At 67.9% G+C, this 18215-nt stretch carries 14 protein-coding genes; 5 read left to right on the top strand and 9 right to left on the bottom strand.

Features of this window, described 5'->3' with window-relative positions; genetic code table 11:
- Positions 1–127: 127 nt before the first annotated feature.
- From ILT46_RS10245 to ILT46_RS10230, 4 genes are all read right to left on the bottom strand, one after another.
- Positions 128–1312, bottom strand: a complete 1185-nt coding sequence (locus ILT46_RS10245) for an acetyl-CoA C-acyltransferase (protein ID WP_199504548.1) — start codon at positions 1310–1312, stop codon at positions 128–130.
- Positions 1313–1335: 23 nt separating this feature from the next.
- Positions 1336–1785, bottom strand: coding sequence for a MaoC family dehydratase (locus ILT46_RS10240; protein WP_199504547.1), 450 nt, complete (start codon positions 1783–1785; stop codon positions 1336–1338).
- Between the two features lie 85 nt (positions 1786–1870).
- Complete coding sequence (locus ILT46_RS10235) at positions 1871–3247, bottom strand: DUF5935 domain-containing protein (protein WP_199504546.1); 1377 nt, start codon at positions 3245–3247, stop codon at positions 1871–1873.
- Positions 3240–3419: a hypothetical protein gene (locus ILT46_RS10230; protein WP_199504592.1), complete on the bottom strand. Its 180-nt coding sequence runs from the start codon at positions 3417–3419 to the stop codon at positions 3240–3242. The genes ILT46_RS10235 and ILT46_RS10230 overlap by 8 nt, the downstream gene beginning before the upstream one ends.
- A gap of 66 nt (positions 3420–3485) precedes the next feature.
- On the opposite strand from ILT46_RS10230, the gene ILT46_RS10225 reads away from it, so the two are divergent.
- The 4 genes from ILT46_RS10225 (at position 3486) to ILT46_RS10210 (ending at position 12637) form a co-directional block, all read left to right on the top strand.
- Positions 3486–4718 (top strand): TIGR04063 family PEP-CTERM/XrtA system glycosyltransferase, encoded by a 1233-nt coding sequence (locus tag ILT46_RS10225; RefSeq protein ID WP_199504545.1) that lies wholly within the window; start codon positions 3486–3488, stop codon positions 4716–4718.
- A gap of 40 nt (positions 4719–4758) precedes the next feature.
- Positions 4759–6363, top strand: coding sequence for a hypothetical protein (locus tag ILT46_RS10220; protein WP_199504544.1), 1605 nt, complete (start codon positions 4759–4761; stop codon positions 6361–6363).
- 197 nt (positions 6364–6560) lie between these two features.
- Entirely contained in the window at positions 6561–11195 is a 4635-nt protein-coding gene (gltB, locus tag ILT46_RS10215; protein ID WP_199504543.1) for a glutamate synthase large subunit, read from the top strand.
- A gap of 5 nt (positions 11196–11200) precedes the next feature.
- On the top strand, positions 11201–12637 hold the full coding sequence (locus ILT46_RS10210) for a glutamate synthase subunit beta (RefSeq protein WP_199504542.1): 1437 nt from the start codon (positions 11201–11203) through the stop codon (positions 12635–12637).
- Positions 12638–12644: 7 nt separating this feature from the next.
- Here ILT46_RS10210 and ILT46_RS10205 read toward each other — a convergent pair whose 3' ends face one another.
- The 3 genes from ILT46_RS10205 to ILT46_RS10195 are packed head-to-tail and all read right to left on the bottom strand — an operon-like array spanning position 12645 to position 14524.
- Entirely contained in the window at positions 12645–13217 is a 573-nt protein-coding gene (locus ILT46_RS10205) for an LptA/OstA family protein (RefSeq protein WP_199504541.1), read from the bottom strand.
- Positions 13217–13882: an LPS export ABC transporter periplasmic protein LptC gene (locus tag ILT46_RS10200; protein WP_199504540.1), complete on the bottom strand. Its 666-nt coding sequence runs from the start codon at positions 13880–13882 to the stop codon at positions 13217–13219. Before ILT46_RS10200 ends, ILT46_RS10205 begins: the two co-directional genes overlap by 1 nt.
- A 24-nt stretch (positions 13883–13906) precedes the next feature.
- Positions 13907–14524, bottom strand: coding sequence for a ribonuclease D (locus ILT46_RS10195; protein ID WP_199504539.1), 618 nt, complete (start codon positions 14522–14524; stop codon positions 13907–13909).
- A gap of 83 nt (positions 14525–14607) precedes the next feature.
- Between ILT46_RS10195 and ILT46_RS10190 the strand changes: the two genes are divergently transcribed.
- Positions 14608–15321, top strand: coding sequence for a uracil-DNA glycosylase (locus tag ILT46_RS10190; RefSeq protein WP_199504538.1), 714 nt, complete (start codon positions 14608–14610; stop codon positions 15319–15321).
- Here the strand turns inward: ILT46_RS10190 and ILT46_RS10185 are convergent.
- Together ILT46_RS10185 and ILT46_RS10180 are read right to left on the bottom strand one after the other, a co-directional pair.
- Entirely contained in the window at positions 15318–16037 is a 720-nt protein-coding gene (locus ILT46_RS10185; protein WP_199504537.1) for a hypothetical protein, read from the bottom strand. The genes ILT46_RS10190 and ILT46_RS10185 overlap by 4 nt on opposite strands.
- Positions 16012–18210 (bottom strand): GumC family protein, encoded by a 2199-nt coding sequence (locus ILT46_RS10180; RefSeq protein WP_199504536.1) that lies wholly within the window; start codon positions 18208–18210, stop codon positions 16012–16014. Before ILT46_RS10180 ends, ILT46_RS10185 begins: the two co-directional genes overlap by 26 nt.
- Positions 18211–18215 lie beyond the last annotated feature (5 nt).

The following is an 18215-nucleotide window of genomic DNA, read 5'->3' as shown; positions in this document are numbered from 1 at the left end:
GCGCAATTATCGGATCGACGGTGGCAAAGAGCCGAGCACGCGGCGGGCGTTGAGGGCCACCCGCCGCGTCATCAGCAACTCATATAGAACCGATTTGGTTAAATGTCAATGGAAATCTAACCAAATCCTACAGAATTTCAAACAAGCCGGCCGCGCCCTGGCCGCCACCGATGCACATCGTCACCACGGCGTATTTGACGCCCCGGCGCTTGCCTTCGATCAGCGCGTGGCCCACGCAGCGCGCGCCGGTCATGCCGAACGGGTGCCCGATCGAAATCGACCCGCCATTGACGTTCAGCCGCTCGTCGGGAATGCCCAGCTTGTCGCGGCAATAGAGCACCTGCACCGCGAACGCCTCGTTGAGCTCCCACAGCCCGATATCGTCCATCTTGAGGCCCGTGCGTTCGAGCAGCTTGGGGATCGCGAACACAGGGCCGATGCCCATCTCGTCGGGCTCGGTGCCGGCCACTGCCATCCCGACATAGCGGCCCATCGGCGCAAGGCCGCGCCGTTCGGCCACCTTGGCTTCCATTACCACGCAGGCCGACGACCCATCGCTGAGCTGGCTGGCATTGCCGGCGGTGATGACCCCGCCTTCGCCCATCACCGGTTTCAGGCTGGCGAGTCCTTCCAGCGTGGTGTCGGGGCGGTTGCAATCGTCCTTCGTCGCAGTGACTTCCTTGTAGGAAACCTCCTTGGTCTCCTTATCGACCACCGCCATCGTCGCGGTGCAGGCGACGATTTCGTCGTCGAACTTGCCCGATGCCTGTCCGGCGGCGGTGCGCTGCTGCGACTGGAGCGAATATCCGTCCTGCGCCTCGCGGCTGATGCCATAGCGCTTGGCGACGACTTCGGCGGTGCCGATCATCGGCATGTAGATGTCGGGATGCATCTCGAGCAGTTCGCGGTCGGGCTCGATGAACATCTTGCCGCTGCCGACCACCTTGGAAATCGATTCGAGCCCGCCGGCAACGCAGATGTCCATGTTGTCGACGATCACCTGCTTGGCGGCGGTGGCGATGGTCATCAACCCGCTGGAGCACTGGCGGTCGATGGTCATCGCCGGCACGGTGACCGGCAGACCGGCGCGCAGCGCGGCAAGGCGGGCGACATTGCCGCTGGTCGAGCCCTGCTGCACCGCGCAGCCCATCAGCACGTCGTCAACCTCAGCGCCTTCGAGCCCGGCGCGTTCGACAGCGGCCTTGATCGACCATGCGCCCAGCGTCGCGCCGGTAGTATTGTTGAACGCTCCGCGCGCCGCCTTGGTCAGCGGGGTGCGGGCGGTGGAAACGATGACTGCATCACGAGACATGGGAAACCTTTCGTCACAGGAGCTTAAACGAAGAACTGCATGATCCATTCGGTGATCAAAGCGGGCTTGTCCTCGCCTTCGATCTCGATGGTGATTTCATGCGTCTGCTGCCACTGGCCAGGGCGCTTTTCGACCAGCTCCAGCAGCTTCCAGTGGCCGCGGATACGCTTGCCGCTGCGGACCGGGCTGATGAAGCGCGTCTTGTTGCCGCCGTAATTGACGCCCATTTTCACGCCATCGACCTTCGGCAGGTCGGAATTGGCGCTGAGATAGGGGATCATCGACAGCGTCAGAAACCCGTGCGCGATGGTCCCGCCGAACGGGGTCAGCGCCGCCTTGGCGGGATCGATATGGATGAACTGGTGATCGCCGGTCGCTTCGGCGAACTTGTTGATCCGTTCCTGCGACATTTCGACCCATTCGCTGGTGCCGATATTCTCGCCGACCCGGGCCTGGATATCCTGCGGGCTCATTGCGGGCGCTCCTTTCGCTGATGTTCGGTTCGGCGAAGGTCATGGCGCATCCCGCAGCCGAGCGCAACGCGGCGGCGCAGTGCCGTTACGGCATGGCGGCTGCGCCGGCGGGGCTGGCAGGAGCAACGCGGCGGCGCGGGGCGGCTTGCTCCGAATCGCGCCGCCGGCACCAGGAATAAAGCCCGATCTGCAAGCCGAAGATCATCAGGAAAAACGGCTGGTAGGCAATCCCCTGAAACAGCGCGCCGACCAGGAACACGACCTGCGCCGCCTGCAGCGCGGAAGCGAGGCTGGCATCCCACGGCAGGGGCGCGCCCTTGCCCACCTTGCGCCGCGCGCGCCGACGCAGCCGCTCCATCTGCCACAGACCGCCGGCCTGGAAGATGAGCCAGACGATCAGCCCGGGCCACCCCTGCTCACCCAGCATCTCGAACACGGATGAGTGATAGGCGCGGGCATGGTCGGTCACCTCCTCGTATGTCACGCTGACATTATTTCCCTCGCCCGTGCGCTTGGGTAGCCGATAGGTGAAGGAATTGCCGCGATAGGCATCGAACCCGCCCCCGAGCGGATGCTCGGCGGCATAGTCGAGCGTCCAGCGCCAGACGGCAACGCGGGTCGAGGCGGATTCGTCGCCATCATGCCCGCTGATGGTCGCCATCCGTTCGGTGTAGCTGGCCGGCAGGAACGGCACGGCCAGCGTCGCCAGGGCGCCAGCGAGGCCGAGATAGACGAACCGTCGCTTGACGTCGCGCAGCATCAGCACCGCCAGCGCCCCGATGCACAAAAGGCCCGTGCGCGCCTCGGTGCCGATCGGGATCAGCAGGCAGGCGAGGATCAGCCCGGCAGCGAACAGCTTGACCCGCCAGTCGGGGCGGAACACCGTCCCATGCCGCGCCAGCCACACGGCCAGCGGGATGATCGCCACTGCCGCTGTCGACAGGGTCGAACTCTCATAGAGGCCGGTATTGTCATCGACGAACAGCCGCAGGCCGCCATATCCGCCCCCGCCGCCCAGCGTCTTCATCCCGCCGCTGATGACAATGGCCGCCGCCGTCAGCACCATCACCAGCGCGGTCCCTTCGATCCGCAGCCGCGTGGTCAGCGTCAGCGGGAGGAAGATCGCGAAAACCAGCGCCTTCCAAACCCACGCCCATTTCTCGGCCGCGTTCTCGGGAAAATCCGCATAGGCCGTGGTCCAGGCGCAATAGACCAGCAGGAACAGCAGCGCGCCCTGCCGCCAGGTGAAACGGCTGCCGACTTTAGGGTCGGCCAGCAACCAGCCGGCGAAAGCAAGGACGAAGGCGATCAGCGATACCGGGATCGAGGCAGTCAGCGACCAGCCGATCTTCTGCGGCGAAAGGATGTCGATATAGAGATAGGCGGGCACCCACAGCCACGGGCGCCGGAACCCCAGCGCCAGCGCCGCGAAGAGGAAGGCGAACAGCGCCAGGTCAAGCATCGCCCGGCCTTTGTGGCGGCGCGCCGCTGCTGCCCCGCCGCCGCTGCGTCGGCGGTTCTTCACCCGCGCTATCGGCGGCCACATCGTGGTCGAGATCGCGGCGCAGCATCAGCCGGACCAGCGCGATCGCCAGAAGGCCGTGCGTCAGCACCAGGGCGAAGTTGTCGATCATCGGTGGTCGGGGTAATAGACGCGGGTTGACGGGCCGTTAAGCTTGTTGCGTCTAGAAGGCCCGGCGATGCGCGTGCTTCATGTTCTCGATCATTCGCTGCCGCTGCACAGCGGCTACACCTTCCGCACCCGCGCGATCCTCAAGGCGCAGCAGCGTGCGGGGATTGAAGTCGCAGCGATCACCGGCCTGCGGCACACGGCTGATGGCCCCGATCGTGAAGAAATCGACGGTTTGTGTTTCCACCGCACGCGCGGCGCGCCGGACCGGATGCCGCTGGTCGCCGAATGGCGCGAGGTGGCCCGGTTCGCCGCGGCCATCGACCGGGCGGTGGGCGATTTCCAACCCGATATCCTCCACGCCCATTCGCCGGTCCTGTGCGGCATGGCGGCGGCGCGCATTGCCCGCCGGCGCAGCCTGCCGCTGGTCTATGAAATCCGCGCTTTCTGGGAAGATGCCGCGGTCGGCAACGGCACGGGGCGGGAAGGCTCGGTCAAGTATCGCGCCACCCGCGCATTCGAGAACCGCGTGATTGCCGAAGCCGATGCGGTGTTCACCATCTGCCACGGCTTGCGCGACGATTTGATCGCGCGCGGCGTACCGCCGGGCAAGATCGGGATTGCACCCAACGGGGTCGATCTGACGCTGTTCGGTGACCCGCCGCCGCGCGATCCGGCGCTGGCCGCACGGCTTGGGCTAGCCGACGCGGCAGGACCGGTGATCGGCTTCATCGGCAGCTTCTACGATTATGAGGGGCTGGACGATTTGATCGCCGCCATGCCCGCGCTGCTGGCGCGAGAGGCCGGGGCGCGGCTGCTGCTGGTCGGCGGCGGCCCGAAGGAAGCAGAATTGCGCGCGCAGGCGGCCGCCTCGCCCGCGAGCCACGCGTTTCGCTTTGTCGGCCGCGTGCCGCATGGTGAGGTCGAGGCCTATTACGCCCAGTGCGATATCCTCGCCTATCCGCGCAAGGCCAGCCGCTTGACCGAACTGGTGACGCCTTTGAAGCCGCTCGAGGCGATGGCCGAAGGGCGGCTGGTCGCGGCCTCGGATGTCGGCGGGCATCGTGAACTGATGCGTGATGGCGACACCGCCACGCTGTTTGCGCCGGACGATCCCGACGCGCTCGCCGCGGCGCTGGCGGGGCTTGCCGGGCGACGCAGCGAATGGGCCGCAATCCGCGCCCGGGCGCGCGCCCATGTTGCCACTTGTCATGATTGGTCGCACAATGTGGAGCGTTACCGCTTCGTTTACCAACGGCTGTTAGGGCAGGATCGGATGGAACCGGCCGAGCGCGCCGCATGACGGGCGCAGATAGCCGCCGGTCCGGACCAGTGGGGGAATTGTGACGGTGATAAACGACCAGTTCGGCGGGCCCTTTGATGATGAGGGCGACACCAGCCCCGCATGGGAGCGCGGCGCTACCTCTCCTGGAGCCCAGTCCATCACCGCGCACGCGGTTTTTCCGGCGATCGTAGGCTTGTGGTTTGCCGCGCTGTTCGGCCTGGGAATGCTGGTTCTGCCCGTCGCCACGCTGGAAAGCATCAGCATGGCCCTGCGCCTGCCATCGGTGCTGTCCGCCGCAGCGCCGCCGCTTGGGCTAACAGCCCGGCTGCTTTTCGCACTGGCCGCCGCGCTCGGTGGCGGTGCGGCCGGGCTCGTGCTGGCGCGCCAGCTCCGTCCGAAGTCCGAAGCGGCGTCGCCACGCCGCCGGTCGCCGCGCAGCGAAGCGGCGCGCCGGCCGATCTCGGCCCGCGAAGAATTGGGCGAAGACCGGCTCGACGCGCCACTCGCCCTGCCCGGCCGGCGGCGTGCGCTGTCGGTCAGTGATGACGGTGCACGCAGCGAATTCCTCGAGCTTGCGCCGCTACCCGGCGCCGATGCCTCCGCAGCGGCCAACGAACTGATGTCGGCGCCGCTGGAGCTGACGGCCTTGGCGGACGCGCCTGTCGAGGCCGAACGCCCTGCTTTGCCGCCCGAAGCGGAATCGGATTTTGCCATTCAATGGGCGGCCCGCCGGGGCGAGGCCGAACCGGCCGCTGCTCCCGCACCGGCACCCGTCACCACGCCTGCGTCGCCGGCCGCACCCATCGCCTCGCAGGACGTGGCTGGGGCGCCGCTGACCCAGCTATCGGTCGCGCAACTGGTCGAGCGATTTTCGCTGGCGCTGGAAACGCGGCCCGCGCCGCCCGCCGCGCCGGTCCTGCGGCCGCACGTGCCGTTCGCGATCGACACCGCGCCAGCCGCGCCTGCCCCCGCGCATGTGCCTCCCGCCGCTTGCTTGGAGTACCCCGCGCCAAGTCATCCGGCGCCTGATCTCGTCCCTCAGGCGTTCCGCTCGCTCGACGCAACGCTGGGCGGACCGGTCGACGATGCGGACAACGCCGATGACGAACTCGACACGATCTTCGGCCTGCCTTTGAAGCGCGAGGCGCGGCCGTTCGATCCGCCGGCGGGCACCGCTGCGCCCTTCACTGCGCCTGCCGGCCCTACCGCGCCAGCGCCGTTCGCGCCGCCCGCTGATCAGGCTGCGGATGGCGACCAGGCGGGGGCGGACGACGACATTTACCCCTCGCTGCTGGCCATGAAGAGTCCGTTCCAGCCTGGCCGCGAGCCGGTGCGAATCGAGGACAACAGTCCCGCTGCGCCATTCGACCAGCCGCCGCCGGCAATGGTCGTGTTCCCGTCCGAAACCGCGTCCAGCGAACAGGCGCGGTCCGCGTCTGCGCCTTTTGCTTCGCCGGCGGCTGCAGCCAACCCAGTGCCCCATTCTCGGCCAGACGATCATTTGGCGCCGGTGGACAATATCCGCCGCCCGTTTGACGGGCCCGGCGGACTGCGCGCGGCGCCTTCGACTGCGCCGGCCCCGCAGCGCCCAGAACTCAGCGCGTCGGAGCGGGCGCTGCGCGAGGCGCTCGAGAAGCTCAACCGGATGAGCGGCGCGGCCTGAGCCCCGCCAGCGCCGACCAAGCGCAGCTTTCCGCGGGTCAACGCAAAACCGACAGGCGACGCGACCGTTCGCAGTTGCAAAACGCATATCCTGTCGCCACAACCGCATTTCGCGAAATATTTGCCGCGCCACTGCGCGCGGAGATTGCGGTTCATTTCCGGGCTGACGACTGCCCGGTGTGACAGGACGGAACGTGCATGGCTTACCCCCGCCCTCACGGGCTTTATGATCCGCGTAACGAGCATGATGCCTGCGGCGTCGGCTTCGTCGCGCATATTAAGGGCGAGCGGAGCCATGCGATCGTCGAGCAGGCGCTGCAGATCCTCGCCAATCTCGACCACCGCGGCGCGGTAGGGGCCGATCCACTGCTCGGCGACGGCGCGGGGATCCTGATCCAGCTGCCCGATGCGCTGCTACGCCGCTGGGCCGGCAGCGCCGGGCACCAATTGCCGCCGCCGGGCGATTATGCGGTCGCGATGTGCTTCATGCCGCGCGACGAAGCAGCCCGCGCCTTCGTGACCGAGGCGTTCGAACGGTTCATCGCCAAGGAAGGCCAGCGCCTGATCGGCTGGCGCGACGTGCCGGTGACGGCCGACGGCCTGGGCGAAGCGGTCATCGCCTCGATGCCGGTGATCCGCCAGTGCATCGTCGCCCGGGGCGAGAACTGCCCCGATCAGGCCGCGTTCGAGCGCAAGCTGATCGTCATCCGCAAGCAGACCCAGAACCCGCTTGAGGCGCTGGCCGAAAAGCACGCCATGCCGGGCCTGGCCGAGCTCTATATCCCGAGCTTTTCGAGCCGCACGATCGTCTACAAGGGGCTGCTGCTGGCGACGCAGGTGGGCAGCTTCTACGACGATCTGCGCGACCCAGAATGCGTCAGCGCGCTGGGCCTCGTCCACCAGCGGTTTTCGACGAATACCTTCCCCAGCTGGCGGCTGGCGCACCCCTATCGGTTCATGGCGCACAACGGTGAAATCAACACGGTGCGCGGCAATGTGAACTGGATGAATGCGCGCCGGCGGACGATGGAATCGCCGCTGCTGGGCGCCGATCTCGACAAGCTATGGCCGATCATCCCGCATGGCCAGTCGGACACGGCCTGTCTCGACAATGCGCTCGAACTGCTGCTGGTCGGCGGCTACGATCTCGCCCATGCGATGATGATGCTGATGCCCGAGGCTTGGGCCAAGAACCCGCAGATGGAGCCGGGGCGGCGCGCTTTCTACGAATATCACGCCGCGCTGATGGAGCCGTGGGACGGGCCGGCGGCGGTGGCCTTTACCGACGGGCGGCAAATCGGCGCCTGTCTCGACCGCAACGGCCTGCGGCCCGCGCGCTATTGCGTGACCAAGGGCGATATCGTTTGCCTCGCGTCCGAAAGCGGGGTGCTGCCGTTTGCCGAAGAGGACATCGTCCGCAAATGGCGGCTCCAGCCGGGCAAGATGCTGCTGATCGACCTAGAGCAGGGGCGCATCATCGAGGATGCCGAGCTGAAGGCCGGACTGGCTGCCGAACATCCGTACGAGGACTGGCTGGCCGCCGCGCAATACAAGCTCGACGATCTCGACGAGATCGAACCCGAATTGTCGGCCGTGCCGCAGCATCACACCACGCTGCTCGATCGTCAGCAGGCGTTCGGCTATACGCAGGAGGACATCACCCGCTTCCTCGAACCGATGGCGCTGGCGGGCGATGATCCGATCGGGTCGATGGGCACCGATACGCCCATTGCCGTCCTGTCCAACAAACCGCGCCTGCTCTACGATTATTTCAAACAGAATTTCGCGCAGGTGACCAACCCGCCGATCGACCCGATCCGCGAGGATCTGGTGATGAGCCTGCTGTCGATGATCGGGCCGCGCCCCAACCTCTTGGGCCGCGAGGCGGGCACCCATCGGCGGCTGGAGGTCAGCCAGCCGATCCTCAGCAACGAGGATCTGGCCAAGATCCGCTCGGTCGAGGTCGCGCTCGACGGGGCGTTCCGCACCGCCACGATCGACATTACCTGGGACGCGGCCGGCGGCGCGGCGGCGCTTGAACTGGCGCTGAAGGAAATGTGCTGGGCCGCTACCGAGGCGGTGCTGGCCGATCACACCATTCTCGTCCTGTCGGACCGCGCCCAAGGGCCGGATCGCATTGCCATGCCCGCGCTGCTGGCCACCGCGGCGGTGCACCATCATCTGGTGCGCCAGGGCCTCAGGATGCAGACCGGGCTGGTGGTCGAAACCGGCGAAGCGCGCGAGGTGCACCATTTCTGCGCGCTGGCCGGCTATGGCGCGGAAGGCATCAACCCCTATCTCGCCTTCGAGACGATGGAGGATATCCGCGCAGCGAAGTTCCCCGATCTGCCGGCCGAGAAGGCGGTGGCCAATTACATTAAGGCGGTCGGCAAGGGCATTTTGAAGGTCATGTCCAAGATGGGCATTTCGACCTACCAATCCTATTGCGGGGCGCAGATCTTCGACGCGGTCGGGCTGTCATCGGCCTTTGTCGAACGCTATTTCACCGGCACCGCGACCAGCATCGAGGGCATCGGCCTCGCCGAACTAGCGGAAGAAACCGTCCGCCGCCACGCCCGCGCTTATGGCAGCGATCCGTTGCTCGAAACCATGCTCGATACAGGCGGGATCTACCAATACCGCCTGCGGGGAGAGGATCACGCCTGGACGCCCGAGAGCGTGGCCCGCCTGCAGCACGCGGTGCGGGGCAATAGCTGGGCGACCTATGAAGAGTTTGCTCGCACGATCAACGACCAGTCGCGCCGGCTTTTGACCATTCGCGGGCTGATGACGCTGAAGCCCGCCGACCGGCCGTTGCCGCTCGAGGCGGTCGAACCGGCCAGCGAAATCGTCAAGCGCTTCGCCACCGGCGCAATGAGCTTCGGCTCGATCAGCCGCGAGGCGCATACCACGCTCGCGCGGGCGATGAACCGCATCGGCGGCAAGTCGAATACCGGCGAAGGGGGCGAGGAAGCCGACCGCTTCACCCCGCTACCCGACGGCGATTCGCTGCGCAGCGCGATCAAGCAGGTCGCCAGCGGCCGATTCGGCGTGACCACCGAATATCTGGTCAATGCCGACGATATCCAGATCAAGATGGCGCAGGGCGCCAAGCCCGGCGAAGGCGGGCAACTGCCCGGCCACAAGGTGGACAAGGTGATCGGCCGCGTGCGCCACGCCACCCCCGGCGTCGGGCTGATCTCCCCCCCGCCGCACCACGACATCTATTCGATCGAGGATCTGGCCCAGCTGATCCACGATCTGAAGAGCGTCAACGAGCAGGCGCGCATCTCGGTCAAGCTGGTGAGCGAGGTCGGCGTCGGTACGGTCGCTGCGGGCGTGTCGAAGTGCAAGGCCGACCATGTCACCATCTCGGGCTATGAAGGCGGGACCGGCGCGTCGCCGCTGACCAGCCTGACCCATGCCGGCAGCCCCTGGGAAATCGGCCTCGCTGAAACGCAGCAGACGCTGCTGCTCAACGATCTGCGCAGCCGCATCGCGGTGCAGGTCGACGGCGGCCTCAGGACTGGACGCGATGTGGCCATCGGGGCGTTGCTTGGGGCGGACGAATTCGGCTTTGCCACCGCTCCGCTGATCGCTGCCGGCTGCATCATGATGCGTAAATGTCACCTCAACACCTGCCCCGTCGGCGTGGCGACGCAAGACCCGGTGCTGCGCGCGCGCTTCACCGGGCAGCCCGAACACGTCATCAACTACTTCTTCTTCGTTGCCGAAGAATTGCGGCGGATCATGGCCGAAATGGGCTTTGCCACGCTGCAAGAGATGATCGGCCGGGTGGACCGGATCGATGTTGCCCCGGCAATCGGCCACTGGAAGGCGCATGGCGTCGATCTCTCGCGCGTGCTGGCCAGCGTCACGCCGCAGCCGGGCCGCGCGCTGCACCGGACAGAAGAACAGGATCACGGGCTGGGTTCCGTGCTCGACCGCGATCTGATCGCCGCCGCCGCGCCCGCGCTCGAACGCGGCGAGCCGGTGCAGATCGACCGGTCCGTGCGCAATCTCGACCGCACGGTCGGCGCGATGCTGTCGGGCGAGATCGCCCGCCGCCATGGCCATGCCGGGCTGCCGGCCGATACCATAAGGGTCAATCTGACCGGGGTTGCCGGGCAAAGCTTCGGCGCCTGGGCCGCGCATGGCCTCACGCTCGATCTGACCGGCGATGCCAATGATTATGTCGGCAAAGGGCTCTCGGGCGGGCGCATCATCGTGCGCCCGCCAGCGGGCACCGGCCGCGATCCGCTGGCCAATATCATCGTCGGCAATACGGTGCTCTACGGCGCGATTGCGGGCGAAGCCTATTTCTGCGGCGTCGCCGGCGAACGCTTCGCGGTGCGCAATTCGGGCGCCATCGCGGTGGTCGAAGGATGCGGCGATCATGGCTGCGAATACATGACCGGCGGGGTGGTGGTTGTGTTGGGCGATACCGGACGCAATTTCGCTGCCGGGATGAGCGGCGGGATTGCCTATGTCTATGATGCGGAACAGGGCTTCCTCGGACAGTGCAACCCCAACCAGGTCGATGTCCTTCCGCTATCGGTCGAAACTGGTGGGGGCGAGGACCGCCCGCGCCAGCGCGGCAACGGCGTCGATGATGCCGGGATGGGCGATATGCTGCGCCATGATGGCGAACGGCTGCGCATTCTCCTCGAGCGCCACCAACTGCACACCGGCAGCGCGCGGGCGGCACAACTGCTGGCCGACTGGCCGCGCGCCATGGGGCAATTCGTCAAAGTGATGCCGCGTGATTATCGCCGCGCGCTCGAAACCCTCGCGGCTGAACGCGAGGCTGCGGCCAACGTGGCGGCGGAGTAAGGCAGATGGGCAAGGAAACCGGCTTTCTGGAACTCGACCGCCAGGATCGCTCGTATACCGATCCGCGCGAACGGCTCGGCCATTATAACGAGTTCATCGTCCCCCACAGCGAGGAAGCGCTGCGCGCACAGGCCAGCCGGTGCATGAATTGCGGTATCCCCTATTGCCACAATGGCTGCCCGGTGAACAATGTCATCCCGGACTGGAACCATCTGGTCTACGAGGCGGACTGGAGACAAGCGCTGGCGCTGCTCCATTCGACCAACAATTTCCCCGAATTTACCGGCCGGGTCTGCCCGGCCCCGTGCGAGGCGGCGTGCACGCTCAACCTGATCGACCAGCCGGTGACCATCAAGAGCATCGAATGCGCCATTGTCGACCGCGGTTGGCGCGAAGGCTGGATCGTGCCGCAGCCGGCCGCGCGGCAGACGGGCAAATCGGTGGCCGTGATCGGTTCGGGGCCGGCGGGCCTCGCCTGCGCGCAGCAACTCGCCCGCGCCGGCCATGCGGTCACCGTGTTCGAAAAGGCCGACCGGATCGGCGGGCTGCTCCGTTATGGCATCCCCGATTTCAAGATGGAAAAGCACCTGATCAACCGCCGCGCGGTGCAGATGGAGGCCGAAGGCGTCCAGTTCCGCACCGGCGCCGAGGTCGGGGTGGAGGTCGCGTTTTCGGCCCTGCGCGAGAATTTCGACGCGGTGGTGCTGGCGGGCGGCGCGGAAGAGGCGCGCGCCTTGTCGATCCCCGGCGCCGAGCTTGCCGGCGTGCGACTGGCTATGGAATTCCTCACCCAGCAGAACAAGCGCAATGCCGGCGATGACGAACTGCGCGCCGCACCGCGCGGCACGCTGACGGCGAAGGACAAGCACGTCATCGTCATTGGCGGCGGGGATACCGGCTCGGACTGTGTCGGCACCTCGAACCGGCAAGGCGCGAAAAGCGTCACCCAGCTCGAAATCATGCCCCGCCCGCCCGAACGCGAGGACAAGGCGCTGACCTGGCCCAATTGGCCGCTCAAGCTGAGAACCTCATCCAGCCACGAGGAAGGGGTAGACCGCGATTGGGCGGTTCTGGCCAAGCGCGTGGTCGGCGAAGGCGGCGCGGTGAATGGCCTCGAATGTGTCCGGGTCGAATGGTCCGGCGGCGCGATGCGCGAGATCGAAGGAAGCAGCTTTATCCTGCCGGCCGATCTGGTGCTGCTGGCGATGGGCTTTACCGGCCCCAGGCGGCGCGGCCTGCTCGACCGGGCGGGGGTCGAACTCGACGCGCGCGGCAATGTCGCGGCGGATACGGTGCGCTACGAAACCAGCGTGCCGGGCGTGTTCAGCTGCGGCGATATGCGCCGCGGGCAGAGCCTGGTGGTGTGGGCCATTCGCGAAGGCCGGCAGGCCGCGCGCGCGGTGGACGAGGCGCTGATGGGCGCAAGCACTTTGCCGCGCTGAGCGTGGTCTAGCGTTGCGGGACGGTAAAGGTGCCGGTGACGCGGCCCGAACCGGTGCTGACCGCGCCCTCGCCCGTCACGCCGGACGAGCCGCCGGCGCTGCCATCGATGCTCGATACGCCGCTGGCGAGGTCGATCACCAACCGCCCGCCATTCAGCGCATCGCCGCCGCGGCGCAGGCGGACATTGCCGGCCATGGTGATGATCCGCCGATTGAAATCATAGACCGCGACATCGCCCTGCGCCGATTCGCCCCCGCGCGTCACGGTCACCCCGCCGGTGGCGGTAATACGCTGGATTTCGAGGCTGCCGGCGTTGCTGTAATTGACCAGCGTGCGCGCCGAACGCAGCCGCAACCCGGCCTGCGCAATCTCGACATTGCCCGACAGCACCACGCGTTCCTGCCGGTCCTGCAATTCGATCCGGTCGGCGGCGAAATTGACCGGGGCGTTGGAATTGTGCCCCGCCAGCGCCTGCGCGTGGCCCTGGATGCCGGCCAGCGCGCCCAGCGTCAGCACGAAGCCGAGGGCTGCGTGGCGCGGGGCGCGGGCCAAGCCATCGCGAAAGAGTGTCTGGCGCATTACATGGTCCCCAATCTGCCCGGTATCATCGAGAGCCGCGCATTGCCGTCAAGCGTGACGGTGCGCGCTTCCATGTCGACCGCGATCCGGTCGGCCGAGAACGTCCCCGCCGGCACCGCGCCCGACACGCCGCCGCTGCCCACCATCCGCTTGGCCGGCAGGTCTAGGGCTACCCCGCTGGCGGTCATTCGGTAGCCGTCCGCCGCCTCCAGTCGTACGGGGCCGGCGACCTCGACCCGCTCGGAACGCAAGATATACTGACCGCCATCCGCGCTCAGCCTTGCCGGTCCTTCGGGCAGGATGATCCGCGCGACCATATCGCGCAGCCGCACGATCCCCTCGGCCGAGGATTGCTGGACCGCCTCGCCCGCGGTGAGCGAGAACGGCCGCCCGCTATTGTCCTGCCCGCGATACATCGCATTATCGACCCGCAGGCGTTCCTCGATCTGGCGCGCCTTGTTACGGTCGAGCAGGAAGCTGACCTCGCCGCGCGGGGTCAGCGGCGAAATGATCATCAGCGCGGCCATTACCCCGATCCCCATCGGCAGCGCGGCGGCGAGAAAGCGGACCAGCCGGTCGTGCGATCCACCGGGCGCGGCAAAGCGGCGGCGCCGGCTGCGCTGGGCCCGCGCCTCGGCGGTCTCGATTTCGTCGGTCAGCTGCATGGCATGGGCGTATATAGGGGCGGCTTACGCGTGGCTGAAGATGTCGTGTTCGGGCCAGCCGGCAAGGTCGAGGCGGGCGCGGGTGGGGAGGAAGTCGAAACAGGCCTGCGCTATCTCGCGCCGGCCTTCGCGCGCGAGCCGTTCCTCGAACACATCGCGCAGCCGGTGGAGATAGCGCACGTCAGAAGCGGCATATTCACGCTGCGCCTCGGTAATCACCGGCGCGCCCCAGTCCGAGCTTTGCTGCTGCTTCGACAATTCATGGCCGAGCAGTTCGGAAACGAGGTTCTTGAGTCCGTGCCGGTCGGTATAGGTGCGGGTCAGCTTGCTGGCGATCTTGGTGCAGAAGACGGGCGCTGACATGACACCAAGGTAATGCTCTATCGCGGCGAGGTCGAAGCGGGCGAAATGATACAATTTCAGACGGTTGGGATCAGCCAGCACCGCCTTCAGCACGGGCGCGTGATAGGCGCTGCCGGGGCCGAAGCGGACCAGATGTTCATCTCCCCCGCCATCGCTGATCTGCACCAGGCACAGCCGGTCGCGGCCGGTGATGAGGCCCATGGTCTCGGTATCGACCGCCACCGGCCCTGCGGCGAGGACGCCTTCGGGAAGGTCTTCTTCGTGAAAATGGATTGCCATATGCCGCTGGCCTTAGGCCGTTCGGAGGGTGAGGGGAAGGGCGCGCTGGCGCGGCGCGCATGGCGCCGCTAGCTACGCGCATAATGACGCCAGCAAGCGACCAACCCGCCCCCAACGTGCCCCAGGCGTGGCAGAACGTGCTCTGCCCCGTGCTGGCCACGCCCGAAGCGCGGCGGCTGGGCGGGTGGCTGCAGGCCGAGGAGGCGGCGGGCCGCATGATCTACCCTCTGCGCGGGGTGCGGCTGCGCGCGCTGGAATTGACCCCGCCGGAGGCGGTGCGCGTGGTGATCCTCGGGCAGGATCCCTATCACGGGCCAGGCCAGGCGATGGGGCTCGCCTTTGCCGTGCCCGAAGGCGTGCGCCCGCCGCCGAGCCTCGCCAATATCTACCGCGAACTGGTCAGCGATTGCAGCGTGCAGATGCCGGCGCATGGCAATCTCGAGCGCTGGGCCCGGCAGGGCGTATTGCTGCTCAATGCCAGCCTGACGGTCGAGGCGGGCAAGGCCGGCAGCCATGCGGGCAGGGGGTGGGAAGCGATTACCGACGCGGTGGTCGCGGCCATCGCCGCCGCCCCGGCGCCGAGCGTGTTCCTGCTGTGGGGCAGCCATGCGCAGGCCAAGGCGGCGCGGATCGCGGAATTGCGCGACGTGACCGAGGGCGGGCGCCATTTGTTGATCCGCTCCCCTCACCCCAGCCCGCTGTCGGCGCATCGCGGGTTCTTCGGCTCACGCCCGTTCAGCCGCGCCAACGCGTTTCTAATCGCACACGGACGCGGGACGGTGGACTGGGCGCTCTAGCCGGGCAGCGCACAACCGGGCGGCAGGGCGAGCATCACGGTTCCGTCTTTCGCCCGCCACGTCCCGTCAACCGCCTGCGCCAGCCCGGCCCCGACCAGCCGCCGCCCCAGCCGCGCTGCCACGCCGCAGTCTAGCGCGCCGCGCGCGTCCGGTTCGCGCAGCACCGCCGCGCGCGCCAGCAGGGCGCTCTCCGCCAGCGGCCCCGGCGGGTCAGCATAATCGGCGAGCCAGTGCGGCCGGAGCGCAATCCGCCGAGCGAGGGACGTGCGACCCGCGCCTGCCCCTTCCAGCGGCGCCGCCAGTTCCGCCAGCGCTGCGCGGCGCGGATCGACCCGCAGCAGCGCGTCATAGCGCTTGGCGGCATTGCCCCATTCACCTGCAGCGGCCGCCACTTGCAGCCAGTACAGCTGCGTCGCCGGCTCGCGCCAGCCAAGCTGCGCTGCGTGGCGAAACACCCGCTCGGCCATCGCGCCATTCCCCGCGCGCCATTCAGCTGCGGCGAGCGCGCCGGCGGCCAGTGCCGACAGCGGCTGGGCGGAAAACCCTGCGCGGGCGGTAGCGAGGTCGGCCGGCGGCCCGGCGCGTTGCGCTGCCATCCGCTCCATCCCGCTCGCCAGCGCGGCGAGCGCATAGGCCAGCATCAGACCCGCCAGCAGCAACCGGGCGGCGCCGGAACCTCCCCCGGCCCGCTCAGCCGGCGGCGTTGCGATAGGCATAGCTCTCATTGCCGTAATAGGACGAATAGGCATTGCCCCCGGCGGTCGGATCGAACCGCGTCAGCACGGCGCCGAGCAGGATGGGCCGCAACGCGCGCAGCCGCTTGAGCGCGGTGCGCAGCGCGCCGCGATCCGCCTTGCCCGCCTGGACCACTAACACCACCCCGTCCACCAGCACCGCCAGCGTGGGAGCATCGGCCAGGCCGAGCACTGGCGGCGAATCGATCACCACCAGGTCGAAGCTGTCGGCCAGGCTGTCGATCACCTGCTGCATCCGCGGGCTGGCGAGCAATTCGCCCGGCGCGGGCGAGGGCGGCCCGGCGGGTAGTGTCGCCGGGGCGTTGTCCGCGCCTGCCAGCAACGCCTCGGCCAGCGGCGCCTGCCCGGTCAGCACGGTGGTGAGGCCCACGGCATTGTCCGCCCCCGCGGCCCGGTGAAGCGAGGGGCGGCGGATATCGGCATCGACCAGCACCACCCGCTTTCCGCCGCGGGCGAACCCATCGGCAAGTGCGCGCGCAGTGGTCGATTTGCCTTCATGCGGCGCGCTGCTCGTCACCAGCAGGGTGCGTGGCAGGCCGTCGGCGGTGGCATACAGCAGGCTGGCGCGCAGCGAGGCATAGCTTTCCGACAGTGGCGATTGCGGGTCCGCCAGCGCGGTCTCCACCCCGCCTGCGCCCTTCGCCAGCGGGACCACGCCAAGCAGCGGCAGGCCGAGCCGGCTTTCGACGTCCTCCGGCACGCGAACCGACAGGTCGAGCTCGTTGCGCGCGTACAGCGCCAGCGCGGCCAGCGCGCTGCCGAGCAGCAGCGCCAGCGCCAGGTTGCGCATCAGGCTGGGCGCAGACGGCACCGCGGGTACGCGTGCGCGATCGATGATGGCGATGTTGCTGGTCGCCACCCCGGCGCCGGCATTGAGCTGTTTGTAGCGTTGCAGCAGCTCGTCATAGAGCTGGCGGTTGGTATCCGCCTCGCGCGCCAGCAGCGCATATTGCACCGAGCGGTCCTGTTCGGCCAGCGTCGCGCCCTTCAGCGTTTCGACCTGCCCGGCCAGCTGGCGTTCGGCGGCCAGCGCCGCGTCATAGTCGCTGCGGATCGAACGGCGCACGTCGTTCGCGGCGCGCGTCAGCTGGCTGTCGATCTGGCGCAATTCCGCCTGCTTCGCCTGGACCGCCGGATGCGCGTCGAGCCGGCGCGCGCGTTCTTCCGCCAGCTCGCCCTGAAGCACAGCCTTGCGCTGCATCAGAGCAGCCACGGTGGGATCCTCGCGCACCGCTGCCGGGCTGAACAGCGGCGCGCCCGAAATCGCGTTCCAGCGCCCTTCGGCAACCACCCGGCTGGCGCGCGCGGCCAGCGCCGCCTGGTTGACCTGCGCCAGGCTCGCATTGGTCAGAGAGATATTGCCCGCGCTGCCCGCCGCATTGCCGCCCTCGCCCAGTTGCGCCGGATCGCCCAGCCGCACCAGCCCCTGCCGGCGGGCATAGGCGTTGAGGTCGCGCTCGGACATTTCGAGCTTGTCCTTGGCCTCGCCCAGTTGCTGCGACAGGAACCGCCGGGCATAGGCCGAACTGTCATATTTGCGCTGGAGATTGGCCTCGATCAGTTGTTCGGCATAGGTGTTGATGACCCGCGCGGCGACCGCCGGATCGCCACTTTCGAAAGCGATCGGGATCACCCGCGTGCCGCGTGGCGCGGTGACGGCGATATTGCGTTGCAGCAGGTCGTGGACGATCGTCTGCCGCATCGCCGGCACGGTGGGCATCGCCGCCGGATCGACGCCCATCCCGCGCAGGAAGCCTTCATCGCCCGACAGCGAGAGCGCGTTGGCGACCCGTTCGGCCAGCGCCCGGCTCTTGAGGATATCGACCTGCGTCTGCGCGAAGCGGTCGTAATCCCAGGTATTGGCCTCGGTCTCGGCATCCTGTTCGCCGACCACGCTCGGCACCGTCTCGTTGACCTGGATGGTCGCGGTGGCGGTATAGACCGGCCGGGTCAGCAGCGTTGCCGCGACCGCCACTGCCAGCGCGCCGCCGATCAGCAGCGCGATCAGCCACCAGTTGCGGCGCACCAAAGCGGCGAGATAGGGCCAGTCGAACCACGACCCCCCGGGGCCCGGATAAGATTGCGGCGGCGCGGCAGGGCCATTTGAAGGGCCAGATATTGCGCTCTCGGTCACGGCAG

Origin of the sequence: Qipengyuania sp. YIM B01966, assembly GCF_016461955.1 — a bacterium.
In the GTDB taxonomy this organism is placed as follows: Bacteria; Pseudomonadota; Alphaproteobacteria; order Sphingomonadales; family Sphingomonadaceae; genus QFOP01.
Note: the sequence above shows the minus strand (reverse complement) of the source record. Positions and strands in the feature narration are given on the sequence as shown.

Coding starts and splice junctions, on each gene's coding strand:
- ILT46_RS10245 (WP_199504548.1), bottom strand. CDS start 1,312: ATGTCTCGTGATGCAGTCATCGTTTCCACCGCCCGCACCCCGCTGACC.
- ILT46_RS10240 (WP_199504547.1), bottom strand. CDS start 1,785: ATGAGCCCGCAGGATATCCAGGCCCGGGTCGGCGAGAATATCGGCACC.
- ILT46_RS10235 (WP_199504546.1), bottom strand. CDS start 3,247: ATGCTTGACCTGGCGCTGTTCGCCTTCCTCTTCGCGGCGCTGGCGCTG.
- ILT46_RS10230 (WP_199504592.1), bottom strand. CDS start 3,419: ATGATCGACAACTTCGCCCTGGTGCTGACGCACGGCCTTCTGGCGATC.
- ILT46_RS10225 (WP_199504545.1), top strand. CDS start 3,486: ATGCGCGTGCTTCATGTTCTCGATCATTCGCTGCCGCTGCACAGCGGC.
- gltB (WP_199504543.1), top strand. CDS start 6,561: ATGGCTTACCCCCGCCCTCACGGGCTTTATGATCCGCGTAACGAGCAT.
- ILT46_RS10210 (WP_199504542.1), top strand. CDS start 11,201: ATGGGCAAGGAAACCGGCTTTCTGGAACTCGACCGCCAGGATCGCTCG.
- ILT46_RS10205 (WP_199504541.1), bottom strand. CDS start 13,217: ATGCGCCAGACACTCTTTCGCGATGGCTTGGCCCGCGCCCCGCGCCAC.
- ILT46_RS10200 (WP_199504540.1), bottom strand. CDS start 13,882: ATGCAGCTGACCGACGAAATCGAGACCGCCGAGGCGCGGGCCCAGCGC.
- ILT46_RS10195 (WP_199504539.1), bottom strand. CDS start 14,524: ATGGCAATCCATTTTCACGAAGAAGACCTTCCCGAAGGCGTCCTCGCC.
- ILT46_RS10190 (WP_199504538.1), top strand. CDS start 14,608: ATGACGCCAGCAAGCGACCAACCCGCCCCCAACGTGCCCCAGGCGTGG.
- ILT46_RS10185 (WP_199504537.1), bottom strand. CDS start 16,037: ATGCCTATCGCAACGCCGCCGGCTGAGCGGGCCGGGGGAGGTTCCGGC.